We start from the raw sequence: 13,113 nt of genomic DNA, 5'->3' as shown, positions 1-13,113 counted from the left end.
GCTGCAGGCTTGGCCCGCCGAAAAATAGCCGGGAATTGTACCTGATACACGGCGCAAGCGTCACGTTCGCCTGTCACCCGGATCGCATGCAAAAACGCCCCGGTCTGGCGACCGAGGCGTTTTCAGGGTTCAAGCGCTGAATGAAAGCTTGTTCATCAGCCCGCGCGCCTGAGCAGCCAGACACCTGCCAGCGCACACACGCCGGCCGGCACCAGCACCGCAAACAACGGCGAGAAACCGAACACCAGACTCGATGGCCCCAACAGATCCTGGACGATGCGGAAGGTGAAGCCCACCAGCACGCCAGTGAAGACCCGCTGACCAAGGGTCACCGAGCGCAGTGGGCCGAAGATGAACGAGATCGCCATCAGCACCAGCGCGGCGGTCACCAGCGGCTGCAACACCTTGACCCAAAATGCCAGCCAGTAGCGACCATTGCTCAGGCCCTGCTCCGCCAGATAGTGGATGTAGCCCCACAGACCGCTGATCGACAGCGATTCCGGCGCCATGACTACGGTGCTGAGCAGCTGCGGGCTCAACGCCACGTCCCACTCCTCACTCGGACTGTTGACCACTTCAGTACTGCGCTCATGGAACAGCGTGGTGGCAACGTCGGTGAGCTGCCACTTGGTGCCGTCGAACTCGGCCTTCTTAGCGAAGCTGGAGCTGAGCAGATGGCGCTCCTTGTCGAAGTGATAGCGCGTCACGCCGTACAACAGACCGTTCGGCTGAACCGCGTTGATGTGGATGAATTCCTCACCCTGACGGTGCCACATACCGTGCTTGGCGCTTTGCGCGTCGCCGCTGCCCTGGGCCAGCGAGCGATTGGCCTGGGCCATGCTTTCGGTGGCCGGGGCGACGTATTCGCCGATCAGCACGCCGGCGAGCATCAGCACCAGCATCGGTTTCATGACGGCCCAGACAATGCGGCCGATCGACACGCCAGCAGCGCGCATGACCGTCAGCTCACTGCTGCTGGCCAGACTGCCGAGACCGATCAGGCAGCCGATCAATGCGGCCATCGGCAACATTTCATACAGCCGGCGCGGTGCGGTCAGCAATACAAAACCGAGCACGTCGACCAGGGTGTAGGTGTCGCTGACGTCGCCCATTTCATCGATGAAGGCAAACAGCGTCGCCAGGCCGAGGATGATCGCCAGCACGGCGATGATCGCCATGAACACGCTGCTGCCGATGTAGCGGTCGAGTTTAACCACGGGCCACCTCCAGCGCAGCGCTGCGACGGCTGGCCAGTTTCAGGCGCAGCGGCTCCCAATACAGCAGGCCGAGGCCGATCACCAGGAAGATCGCGTGCACCCACCACAGGCCGAGGGCCGGCGGGATCTTGCCTTTTTCAAGGGCGCCGCGAGCGGCAATCAGGATGGTCAGGTAAGCCATATAAAGAAGAATCGCCGGCAGCAGCTTGAGGAAACGCCCCTGACGCGGATTCACCCGCGACAGCGGCACCGCCATCAGGGTCACGATGAACACCAGCAACGGCAGCGACATACGCCATTGCAGTTCGGTTTTCGAACGAATGTCGTCGCTGCCCCACAGGGACGAGGTCGGCATCGCGTCACGGTCGGTGACTTCTTCGCTGACGTCCGGCTTGGGCAGCAGCACGCCGTAGGTTTCGTAATGAATGGCGCGGTAATCGGCCTGCCCGGGGCTGCCGTCATAACGATAGCCGTTGTCGAGAATCAGGTAGCGATTGCCATCGGGGCGGATTTCCTGACGGCCCGACTCGGCCACCAGTACGGAAATCCCGCGGTCCTTCTTATCGGCACCGAGGTTCTTCTGCGAGATGAACACGCTGCCGAGATTGACGCGATCGTCGCTCAGGGTTTCGGTGTAGGTCACCCGAGTGCCATCACGCAGGGCCTGGAAGCGGCCCGGCTCGAGGGTATCGAACTCGGTCAGCGCGTCCTGCTTGTTCAGCAGCAGCTGAAACTGGTTGGCGCCCTGCGGAGCCAGGCCGAGGCTCAGCCACGCGACCACCAGTGCCACCAGCGTTGCCGGAAACAGGGTCATGCGAAACAGCTTCTGCTGGCTCATGCCGGTGGCCGAGAGCACGGTCATTTCGCTTTCGAGGTACAGCCGACCGTAGGCCAGCAGGATCCCGAGGAACAGGCCCAGCGGCAAAATCAGTTGCAGAAAGCCCGGCAGACGAAAGCCCATGATCAGGAACAGCGAGCCCGGATCGAGCTGACCGGCCGCAGCCTGCGCCAGGTATTTGATGAAGCGACCGCTCATGATGATGACCAGCAGCACGGCACTTACGGCGCTGAGGGTCAACAGGACTTCGCGGGACAGATAACGGAAGACGATCAAACCAGACACTCCAGGGTTGTCAGGCTAAGGCGGCCAAACAAGCAAACACATCGACCGGCCCGCCATGCAGAGCGGTCGAAAAAAGATGCGGCATTATCCTGTGATTGGGTGCGCCTGTCACTGCGCACACTCATCCATCTCTGTAATCCTTTGCTGATGGTACAACCCAGGGGGCGTTCTCAATTAGTTTTCACACCGCGCCGGGTTGTGCCTTAAAGCCGGCCAGTCTGCGTTGCAGGCCTTGGAAAGGGAACAACCATTCCCAGCGGCCTGCGCCTTGCCTGGCTGGCTTTAAGGCGACAACGCGGTGTGAAAACTAATTGAGAACGCCCCCTAGGGTTGTCAGGCGCGGGGAGCGAGGTTCAAACTGCGGCCCTTGTCGCAGGCTTTGGCCTGCGCCTCTTCTATCTATAAGCAGGCGACTGCGCACAGCGTCGAACGCCTGCGTGTTGACCATTCATTCAGGGATCCGGACATGGAACTGGTTGTAAAAAGCGTTAGCCCAGAAACGTTGAAAACCGCCACCCTGGTGGTTGCCGTCGGCGAAGGCCGCAAACTCGGTGTCGCCGCCAGACTGGTCGACGAGTCGAGCGGTGGCGCGATCAGCGCCGTGCTCAAGCGTGGCGACCTGGCCGGCAAGGTCGGTCAGAGCCTGCTGCTGCACAGCCTGCCGAACCTGAAAGCCGAGCGCGTGTTGCTGGTCGGCGTGGGCAAGGACGAAGAACTGGGCGACCGTCCGTTCCGCAAAATCGTTGCCGGCATCCTCAACACCCTCAAAGGCCTGGGCGGCGGTGACGCCGTGCTGGCGCTGGATGAAGTCATCGTCAAAGGTCGCGACAGCTACGGCAAGACTCGCCTGCTGGCAGAAACCCTGGTCGACGGCGGCTACACCTTCGACCAGTTCAAGAGCCAGAAAGCCGAACCACGCGCCCTGAAGAAAATCACCCTGCTGACCATCAAGGCTGCGCAAGCCGAAGTGCAGCGCGCCGTGAACCACGCCACCGCCATCGCCAACGGCATGGCCTTCACCCGCGACCTTGGCAACCTGCCACCGAACATCTGCCACCCGACCTTCATGGGCGAACAGGCGAAGAACCTGGGCAAAGAGTTCAAGGATCTGAAAGTCGAAGTACTCGACGAGAAAAAGATCAAATCCCTCGGCATGGGCTCGTTCTACGCCGTGGGCCAGGGCAGCGCCCAGCCGCCGCGCCTGATCGTCATGCAATACAACGGCGGCAAGAAATCCGAGAAGCCATACGCGCTGGTCGGCAAGGGCATCACCTTCGACACTGGCGGCATAAGCCTGAAGCCGGGCGCCGGCATGGACGAGATGAAGTACGACATGGGCGGCGCTGCCTCCGTGTTCGGGACCTTGCGTGCTGTGCTTGAGCTGAAACTGCCGATCAATCTGGTGTGCATCCTCGCCTGCGCCGAAAACATGCCAAGCGGCAATGCTTCGCGGCCGGGCGATATCGTCACCACCATGAGCGGCCAGACCGTGGAAATCCTCAACACCGACGCTGAAGGCCGTCTGGTGCTGTGCGATGCACTGACCTACGCCGAGCGCTTCAAGCCACAAGCGGTGATCGACATCGCCACCCTGACCGGTGCTTGCGTAGTTGCCCTGGGCGCACACACGTCCGGCCTGCTGGGCAACAACGACGAACTGATCGACCAGTTGCTCAGCGCCGGCAAAGCTGCGGACGACCGCGCCTGGCAACTGCCGCTGTTCGATGAGTATCAAGAGCAGCTGGACAGCCCGTTCGCCGACATCGCCAACATTGGCGGGCCGAAGGCCGGCACCATCACTGCCGCCTGCTTCCTGTCGCGCTTCACCAAGAACCTCAACTGGGCGCACCTGGACATCGCCGGCACGGCATGGACCAGCGGCGGCAAGGACAAGGGCGCCACTGGCCGTCCGGTTCCGCTGCTGACCCAGTACCTGCTCGATCGCGCCAAAGCCTGACACCGCTGATGGGCGGCGGCGCCACTTTCGGGTGACGCCGCTTGCCGCTCTGGAACCGCAATGACCAAAGTCGACTTCTATATCCTGCCCAGCGCCGATCCTTCAGCGCGTCTGGATTTCGCCTGCAAGCTCACCGAGAAAGCCTGGCGCATGGGCCATCGCATCTACCTGCATTGCAGCGATGCGGCCCAACGTGACGATCTCGATGCGCGTCTGTGGGCATTCAAGGGCGAAAGTTTCGTGCCTCACGGCCCTGCCGACAGTGAGCCCGACGGTTTGATCGTGCTGGGACACGGGGCAGACTGCGGTGAGCACCAGGATCTGCTGGTCAATCTCGATCTGAAAGTCCCGGCCTTCGCCAGCAAATTCGCCCGCGTGGCGGAAGTGGTGGTGGAAGATCCGACCATCCGCGCAGCGGCGCGGGAGAGTTTCCGTTTCTACCGCGAACAGGGCTATTCTCTGCAAGACCACCGTTTACAGCGACTCTGAGCATTCCAATGGACACTCCGAAACCGCAACAGAAATCCGCACACCTGCTGGACGATCTCGAATCGATCCGCCAGTTGCTCGGCGATGACAACCTGCAACCGCCGCTGTTGACCGATACGGTCGATGACGGCGAACAGGAACAGATTCCGATGCTGTTCGATTCCGTCGGCAATCAGCCGGCGGCCGTCGAGCCGCCACCAGCGCCGCCGGCTGCCCCGGCTGCCGCACCGGTCGATAAAGGCCCGGATGCCTTGCTGCACCTGGACAGCGAACTGCGCGCCGCCGCGCAATTGATCATGCAAGACGTGATCGACGACTTCGCCCCGCACATCGAAACCGAAATCAAACGTCGCCTGGATGCGCGGATGGAGCGGCTGCTCAGCCAGTACGAATAAGCCGCTGGTGTAGGAGCTACCGAAGGCTGCGATCTTTTGACTTTGCTTTCACAAAAAACAAGATCAAAAGATCGCAGCCTTCGGCAGCTCCTACATTTAGATCTCCGCCCGACCTCCCCCGCTCGCCCTCGGCACCATGCCCCGCTATACTTCCCGGCTTTTCCTGAATAAATGCCAATAGGGTCCCGCCGCGCATGGATAAGACCTACCAGCCGCACGCCATTGAAACTTCCTGGTACAAGACCTGGGAGTCCGAGAACTACTTCGCCCCGCAAGGCGCGGGCGAGTCCTACACCATCATGATCCCGCCGCCGAACGTCACCGGCAGCCTGCACATGGGTCACGGTTTCAACAACGCGATCATGGACGCGTTGATCCGTTTCCGCCGCATGCAGGGTCGCGACACCCTGTGGCAACCGGGCACCGACCATGCCGGTATCGCCACGCAGATGCTGGTGGAGCGCCAACTCGAAGCCCAGGGCCAGAATCGTCACGATCTGGGCCGGGAAAAATTCCTCGAAAAAGTCTGGGAATGGAAAGATCAGTCCGGCGGCAACATCAGCCGGCAGATCCGTCGCCTCGGCTCGTCCGTCGACTGGAGCCGCGAGCGCTTCACCATGGACGACGGCCTCTCGGAAGCGGTCAAGGAAGCTTTCGTGCGCCTGCATGAAGACGGCCTGATCTACCGCGGCAAGCGTCTGGTCAACTGGGACACCAAACTGCACACGGCGATTTCCGACCTCGAAGTGGAAAACCACGAAGAGAAAGGCTTCCTGTGGAACCTGAAATACCCATTGGCCGATGGTGTAAAAACCGCCGAGGGCGATGACTTCCTGATCGTCGCCACCACCCGTCCGGAAACCATGCTCGGTGACTCCGCCGTCGCGGTTAACCCGAACGACGAACGCTACAAAGCGCTGATCGGCAAATTCGTCGAGCTGCCACTGGTTGGCCGGCGCATCCCGATCATCGCCGACGATTATTGCGACCCTGAATTCGGCACCGGCTGCGTGAAAATCACCCCGGCCCACGATTTCAACGACTACGAAGTCGGCAAGCGCCACAACCTGCCGCTGCTGAACATCTTCGACAAGAACGCCAACGTGCTGCCTGCCGCTCAGGTGTTCAACCTCGACGGCACGCTGAACGAGAGCATCGACGGCAAGATTCCGGCCGAGTTCGCCGGCCTTGAGCGTTTCGAAGCGCGTAAGCAGATCGTTGCCGCGTTCGACGCTGCCGGCCTGCTGGTGAGTGTCAACGATCACAACCTGAAAACGCCGAAAGGCGATCGTTCCGGCACGGTCATCGAGCCGTGGCTGACCGACCAGTGGTACGTATCGACCAAGCCTCTGGCCGAGCCGGCGATTGCTGCCGTTGAAGACGGTCGCATCCAGTTCGTGCCCAAACAGTACGAAAACATGTACTTCTCGTGGATGCGCGACATCCAGGACTGGTGCATCAGCCGTCAGCTGTGGTGGGGCCACCGGATTCCGGCCTGGTACGACGAGTCGGGCAAGGTCTACGTCGGTCGCGACGAAGCCGAAGTCCGTGCCAAGCACAACCTCGGCCCGGACGTCGCGCTGCAACAGGACAACGACGTACTCGACACCTGGTTCAGTTCCGGCCTGTGGACCTTCTCGACCCTGGGCTGGCCTGAGCAGACCGAGTTCCTGAAGAAATTCCACTCTACCGACGTGCTGGTCACCGGTTTCGACATCATCTTCTTCTGGGTTGCCCGGATGATCATGATGACCATGCACCTGATGAAGAACGAAGACGGCACTCCGCAGGTTCCGTTCAAGACTGTGTACGTACACGGTCTGGTACGCGACGGCCAAGGCCAGAAGATGTCCAAGTCCAAGGGCAACGTCCTTGACCCGCTGGACATCATCGACGGCATCGACCTGGAAACCCTGGTGCAGAAGCGCACTTCGGGCCTGATGCAACCGAAACTGGCGAAGAAGATCGAGAAAGCCACCCGCGAAGAGTTCGCCAACGGCATCGAAAGCTACGGCACCGACGCCCTGCGCTTCACGTTCTGCTCGCTGGCCTCGACCGGTCGCGACATCAAGTTCGACATGGGTCGCGTCGAAGGCTATCGCAACTTCTGCAACAAGATCTGGAACGCCGCGCGTTACGTTCTGGACAAGGGCGAAGACTGCGGCCAGAACGGCGAAGCCTACGAGCTGTCGCTGGCTGATCGCTGGATCATCTCGCAGCTGCAACGCACCGAAGCCGAAGTGACCCGCCAACTGGATCAGTTCCGTTTCGACCTCGCCGCGCAAGCGCTGTACGAGTTCATCTGGAACCAATACTGCGACTGGTATCTGGAGCTGTCCAAGCCTGTGCTGTGGGGACGAGAACGCGCCGGTCGAACGCCAGCGCGGCACTCGCCGGACGCTGGTGCGCGTGCTGGAAGTGGCGCTGCGTCTGGCGCATCCGTTCATGCCGTTCATCACTGAAGAAATCTGGCAGCGCATCGCGCCGCTGGCCGGTATTCAGGGCAAGACGATCATGCTGCAGCCTTGGCCGGTGGCCAACGAGGAGCGCATCGATCCGGCGGCGGAAAACGACATCGAATGGCTCAAGGAACTGATGCTCGGCACGCGCAACATTCGTGGCGAGATGAACATCGGCCCGGGCAAGCCACTGCCGATCTTCCTGAAGAACGTCAGCGCTGAGGACCAGCGCCGCCTGACCGAGAACGAAGCGCTGCTGAAGAAGCTGGCGCGTCTGGAATCGATCACCGTACTCGCCGCTGGCGAAGAAGCACCGCTGTCCGCTACCGCACTGGTCGGCGAGATGGAAGTGCTGGTGCCGATGGCCGGTCTGATCGACAAGGGCGCGGAACTGGCGCGTCTGGACAAGGAAATCCTGCGTCTGCAGGGCGAAGTCCAGCGCGTTGGCGGCAAGCTGTCCAACGCCGGTTTCGTCGACAAGGCCCCGGCCGAAGTCATCGAGAAGGAACGCGCCAAACTGGCCGAGGCCGAACAAGCCCTGGGCAAACTGGCCGAGCAGCACGCGCGGATTGCCAGTCTGTAACGGCAAACCGCACTGAAAAAGGGAGGCCCAAGTGGCCTCCCTTTTTTATTCCTGAAAAACCTTGAGTCCCCTGTGGGAGCGAGCCTGCTCGCGAAAGCGCTGTGTCAGCCGACAAATCTGCCGGATGTGAAACCGCCTTCGCGAGCAGGCTCGCTCCCACAGTTTGAACGGTGTTGCCTTCAGATGTGGGACAATGCCCGCCACTTTCAGCCATACCCGAATCGACCACGCCCATGACCGCCCCCCGCACACCCAAACCTGCGCGCAAGAAGCCTGACGCCGCCTCCCCGAGCAAAGCCGTCGAGCCGCGCGAGAAGGCCAGCCTGCATCCGCGCAATCGCCATCAGGGTCGTTACGACTTTCCGGCGCTGATCAAGACCACGCCGGAACTGGCCAAGTACGTGATCACCAACCCGTACGGCAAGGAAAGCATCGACTTCGCCAGCCCCGACGCGGTGCGTGTGTTCAATCGGGCGCTGCTCAAGGCGTTCTACGGCATCCAGCATTGGGACATCCCGGCGGACTATCTTTGCCCTCCTGTTCCGGGGCGTGCCGACTATGTGCACTTTCTCGCCGACCTGCTGGCGAGCATGAACGACGGCAAGGTCCCGCGCGGCGCGATCGTCAATGTGCTGGATATCGGCATGGGCGCCAACTGCGTTTATCCGTTGATCGGCAACAGCGAATACCGTTGGCACTTCCTCGGCTCGGAGATCGACCCGACAGCCGTGGCGGCGGCGCGAGCCATCGTGCAGTCCAATGATCTGAGCAAAGTGATCCAGCTGCGCCAGCAGGAAAACCGCAAGCACATCCTCATTGGCTTGCTGGAGCCGGGCGAGCGTTTCGACCTGACCATGTGCAACCCGCCGTTCCACGCTTCGATGGAAGAAGCGACCAAGGGCAGCGAGCGCAAATGGCGCGCCTTGGGCAAGGCCGACCCGAAACGCAAGCTACCGGTGTTGAACTTCGGCGGGCAATCGGCGGAGCTGTGGTGTGAAGGCGGTGAAGCGCGCTTTGTGACGCAGTTGATTGCCGAAAGTGCGAACTTCCAGCACAAGGTGTTGTGGTTCAGCACGCTGGTGTCGAAGGCCTCGAACCTGCCGGCCATCGAGACGGCACTGAAGAAGGTCGGCGTGCTGGAGAGCCAGGTCGTGGAGATGTCGCAGGGCCAGAAGCAGAGCCGCTTTGTTGCCTGGACCTTCCAGACGAAGTCCGAGCAGCAGATCTGGCGGCGTGAGCGCTGGGTTCGCTAACACACAGCAGATCCCCTGTGGGAGCGAGCCTGCTCGCGAAGGCGGCGTGTCAGTCAGCTTCAATATCGACTGACCTACCGCTTTCGCGAGCAGGCTCGCTCCCACATTGGCCCTGCGATTCAGTCGCTAAATCACAGACACAAAAAAACCGTGCCCCGGATCACTCCGAAGCACGGTTTTTTTATCGCTGCGTCTTACTTGTTCACAGCGTCGGTCAGGCCTTTGGCCACAACCAGCTTGATCACTTTCTTTGCAGGGATTTCGATGGCAGCGCCAGTCGAAGGGTTACGGCCGGTGCGGGCAGGACGCTCGGTCACTTTCAGCTTGCCGATACCTGGCAAGGTGATTTCGCCGCCGTTTTCCAGCTGATCGGCAACGATTTGGCCCAGTTGGTCCAGAGCGTTACGCGCGGTGGTTTTCGGCGCGTCGATAGCTTCAGCGATGTCGGCGATCAGTTGGTCTTTAGTAAGAGCCATGTAGTGTTCCTTCCCTATCAAATTCATATGGATTGCAGAGTGCAGTGTCAGCCATCGAGCCCGATCTTCTGGATCTGGCACCCTCGGCGATAACCACGACGAGTCGGGTTATAGATGCCGAAATCAGGGTTTGGTTCGACCTGACAAATGCTGAATGCACGCTTAACGCAGTGACTTCGCGTAAGACCGGGCAAAACTAGCACAGCGACAAGGAAATATCCGCCTCTAGCTACCCATTTGGTCAGCTTTATTGCGCTAAATCGGTAAAAAACCGCTTAAGGCCGGGCGCGCGCCCCGGTTTTGCCCTGCAACCCGCGCCAAAACCAGTGGTTGCGGTACACTGAGCGCTTTTTCGGGGGAGCCTGCCCTCCTCCCTTCCAACAGCCGAGAAGCCCATGCCGATCCGTCATTGCATCGTCCACCTGATCGACAAAAAACCCGACGGCACGCCCGCAGTTCTGCACGCCCGTGACTCTGAACTGGCCGAGTCCGCAGCCATCGAAAACATGCTCGCCGACCTCAACGAAAGCTACAACGCCAAACAGGGCAAAGCCTGGGGCCTGTTCCATCCGGAATCCGGCGCATTCCCGTTCAGCGGCTGGCTGAAGGAGTATATGGAAGGCGGCCGTGACTTCACCGCGTTCAGTAAAGTGGCGGTCGAGCATCTGCAGAAACTGATGGAAGAATCCAACCTGTCGGTGGGTGGCCACGTGCTGTTCGCCCACTATCAGCAAGGCATGACCGACTATCTGGCGATCGCCCTGCTGCATCACAGCGAAGGTGTGGCGGTGACCGACGAGCTCGACGTGACGCCCTCGCGCCATCTCGACCTTGGCCAGTTGCATCTGGCAGCGCGGATCAATGTCTCGGAGTGGCAGAACAACAAGCAGTCGAAACAGTACATCTCGTTCATCAAGGGCAAGAATGGCAAGAAGGTCTCGGAGTATTTCCGCGACTTCATCGGTTGCCAGGAAGGCGTCGACGGCCCCGGCGAGACGCGCACACTGCTCAAGGCCTTCAGTGACTTTGTCGAGAGCGAAGACCTGCCGGAAGACTCGGCCCGCGAGAAAACCAAGACCCTGGTCGACTATGCCAGCAGCCAGGCCAAGCTCGGCGAACCGATGGGTCTTGAGGAGCTGTCGGAGCTGATCGACGAGGAACGCCCGAAAGCCTTCTACGATCACATCCGCAACAAGGACTATGGCCTGTCGCCAGAGATTCCGGCAGACAAGCGCACCCTCAATCAATTCCGTCGTTTCACCGGCCGCGCCGAAGGTTTGTCGATCAGCTTCGAAGCGCACCTGCTGGGCTCGAAGATCGAGTACGACGAAGAGAACGGCACCCTGATCATCAAAGGCCTGCCGACTTCGCTGACCGATCAGTTGAAGCGGCGTAACTGATGCTCGGCAATGTGCTGAAAAAGGTCGCCCTGGTGCTGCTGGTGGTCGTGGTCTATCAGAACTGGGGCAAGATCGAGCGGGTATTCAATCCCGCGCAAATGGTCTCGCCGCAGACCCGGGCGCAAGCCAATGTCGTGCTCTATGCCACCGACTGGTGCGGCTACTGCAAACAGACCAAACGCTTTCTCGACAGCAAGGGCATACCGTTCAAGGAGTTCGACATCGAGAAGGATGCCGATGCGCGCAAGGCGTATGAGGCACTGGGTGGACGCGGGATTCCGCTGATCGATGTGAACGGCACGTTGATTCGCGGGTTCGATCCCGACGAAATCCTCGCTGCCCTGAAATAAAATCAAGATCAAAAGATCGCAGCCTTCGGCAGCTCCTACATGAGATCGGTGTAGGAGCTGCCGAAGGCTGCGATCTTTTGCTTTTAGCGCGCTTCGATACGGAAACCAAAACGCGGAAAGTGCACATGCACCACGCCGCCACGTTCGTCTTCACGGCGAATGATCAGCTCTTCACTGCCAGCAAACAACAACTCGCCTGCCACCGGATCAACGCCGTAATCGACAGCGGCAATTGCCACTTGCTGTCCCGTCTTGAAGCCGTTCGGATCAACGAACCGCTCATCCGGCAATGCCGCTGGCGTCGCGTTACGCGCGACCTCCAATGCCTCGGCAGAGGACATCTCGCTCGCTGCGCCATGGCCGAACCCGAGCACCCGACCCAGCCACGCCGCCACCGCCGGATATTCATCCACCAGCGGCGCCGTCACGTGCGTCGCCTTGAGGAACCACAGCGGATGCGCCAGGGCGAAGTCGGCAATCGATGGCTCGCCGAAGAGGAAGTCGCCCTGCTCGCGCTGCAACTGCTGCTCCAGACGCGCCATGATCGTCGGCCACTGATGTTTGGCCTGCTCGGCGGATAGACGCGTGGCGCTGCCACCGCTGAACAACCCGGCGCGGTCGGCCAGGAAGGCCTTGATCGCTTCCGGCGGCAATTTGCCGAAACGCACCGCCACTGACTCCGGCTGGAACACCAGGCTCACGGCATGCTGGAACACCACCGAATCGGCCCACGCTGCAAAACTGGCGCTGGTCATTTCCTGGCCTTCGGGAAAGAACGCCGGCAGGGCTTTTTCCTGTTCCAGGCGTCGAGCGATCAGTGCGGTGTCGCAATAAATGTCAGCACCGATCTGCAACACTGGGGTCTTGCGGTAGCCACCGGTCAACGCCGTCAGATCCGGCTTGGGCATCACCGGGGAAATATGCACCGAACGCCAGGACAGGCCTTTGAAGCCCAGCAGCAGGCGCGCCTTCTCGGCAAATGGAGAGGTCGGGTAATGGTGCAGAATCAACTCGGACATGCTCGGCTCCGCCGCTGGAAAAGTGAATCCGCAGCTTAGCGCGCATTGCCTGACAGGCCTACCGATCTGCCTGATGGGAACCAATCAGTCAGATTGATAAGACGCGACCAGGCATTCCTTGGCGCTCTTCTTGAGTTTCTTGATCAGCCGTTCCTGTCGCAGGGCATCGCTTTTGTCACGGCACAGTTCGGTGTAGACCAACGCCATCGCCGGGCTGGAAAGAAAGAACCGCGCTCCCTTGCCGCTCTGGTGCTTGGCGAAACGGCGTACGGGGTCGTCGCTGATTCCGCAATACAACGAGCCATTGGCGGCACGCACGAGGTAGACGAACCAGGATTTACTCACTGGTTCGGCAGCATCGACGGATTTTTCGCTAAGGCTGGTCACTTCGG

11 protein-coding genes and 1 pseudogene are annotated in these 13,113 nt (G+C 60.7%); 7 read left to right on the top strand and 5 right to left on the bottom strand.

Annotated features, from left to right (window positions below):
* Positions 1 to 155 precede the first annotated feature (155 nt).
* Entirely contained in the window at positions 156 to 1,217 is a 1,062-nt protein-coding gene (gene lptG / locus ACZ9BE_RS02625) for an LPS export ABC transporter permease LptG (protein ID WP_056783092.1), read from the bottom strand.
* On the bottom strand, positions 1,210 to 2,331 hold the full coding sequence (gene lptF, locus ACZ9BE_RS02620; RefSeq protein ID WP_016771566.1) for an LPS export ABC transporter permease LptF: 1,122 nt from the start codon (positions 2,329 to 2,331) through the stop codon (positions 1,210 to 1,212). The genes lptG and lptF overlap by 8 nt, the downstream gene beginning before the upstream one ends.
* Positions 2,332 to 2,806: 475 nt before the next feature.
* Here lptF and ACZ9BE_RS02615 point away from each other — a divergent pair, with 475 nt between their 5' ends.
* From ACZ9BE_RS02615 to rlmF, 5 genes and pseudogenes are all read left to right on the top strand, one after another.
* A complete protein-coding gene (locus ACZ9BE_RS02615) occupies positions 2,807 to 4,297 on the top strand; it encodes a leucyl aminopeptidase (RefSeq protein ID WP_039759172.1) in 1,491 nt (496 codons plus the stop codon).
* A 60-nt stretch (positions 4,298 to 4,357) separates the two neighbouring features.
* Complete coding sequence (locus tag ACZ9BE_RS02610; protein WP_056783088.1) at positions 4,358 to 4,786, top strand: DNA polymerase III subunit chi; 429 nt, start codon at positions 4,358 to 4,360, stop codon at positions 4,784 to 4,786.
* An 8-nt stretch (positions 4,787 to 4,794) separates the two neighbouring features.
* Positions 4,795 to 5,181, top strand: coding sequence for a hypothetical protein (locus tag ACZ9BE_RS02605; protein ID WP_056783087.1), 387 nt, complete (start codon positions 4,795 to 4,797; stop codon positions 5,179 to 5,181).
* Positions 5,182 to 5,375: 194 nt separating this feature from the next.
* Positions 5,376 to 8,223 (top strand): annotated as a pseudogene (locus ACZ9BE_RS02600) (valine--tRNA ligase).
* Positions 8,224 to 8,456: 233 nt separating this feature from the next.
* Positions 8,457 to 9,476, top strand: coding sequence for a 23S rRNA (adenine(1618)-N(6))-methyltransferase RlmF (rlmF, locus tag ACZ9BE_RS02595; RefSeq protein ID WP_476248877.1), 1,020 nt, complete (start codon positions 8,457 to 8,459; stop codon positions 9,474 to 9,476).
* Between the two features lie 194 nt (positions 9,477 to 9,670).
* Here the strand turns inward: rlmF and ACZ9BE_RS02590 are convergent, their stop codons facing one another.
* Entirely contained in the window at positions 9,671 to 9,952 is a 282-nt protein-coding gene (locus tag ACZ9BE_RS02590; protein WP_003221909.1) for an HU family DNA-binding protein, read from the bottom strand.
* 395 nt (positions 9,953 to 10,347) lie between these two features.
* On the opposite strand from ACZ9BE_RS02590, the gene yejK reads away from it, so the two are divergent.
* On the top strand, positions 10,348 to 11,352 hold the full coding sequence (gene yejK, locus ACZ9BE_RS02585; RefSeq protein WP_039759184.1) for a nucleoid-associated protein YejK: 1,005 nt from the start codon (positions 10,348 to 10,350) through the stop codon (positions 11,350 to 11,352).
* Positions 11,352 to 11,702: a glutaredoxin family protein gene (locus ACZ9BE_RS02580; protein ID WP_056783081.1), complete on the top strand. Its 351-nt coding sequence runs from the start codon at positions 11,352 to 11,354 to the stop codon at positions 11,700 to 11,702. Before yejK ends, ACZ9BE_RS02580 begins: the two co-directional genes overlap by 1 nt.
* An 83-nt stretch (positions 11,703 to 11,785) precedes the next feature.
* Here the strand turns inward: ACZ9BE_RS02580 and ACZ9BE_RS02575 are convergent, their stop codons facing one another.
* Positions 11,786 to 12,721, bottom strand: coding sequence for a glutathione S-transferase family protein (locus ACZ9BE_RS02575; protein ID WP_305382267.1), 936 nt, complete (start codon positions 12,719 to 12,721; stop codon positions 11,786 to 11,788).
* An 84-nt stretch (positions 12,722 to 12,805) separates the two neighbouring features.
* A complete protein-coding gene (locus ACZ9BE_RS02570; protein ID WP_095180433.1) occupies positions 12,806 to 13,108 on the bottom strand; it encodes a GIY-YIG nuclease family protein in 303 nt (100 codons plus the stop codon).
* Between the last annotated feature and the right edge of the window lie 5 nt (positions 13,109 to 13,113).

The sequence above is a fragment of the Pseudomonas sp. TE9122 genome, from assembly GCF_056278925.1.
Note: the sequence above shows the minus strand (reverse complement) of the source record. Positions and strands in the feature narration are given on the sequence as shown.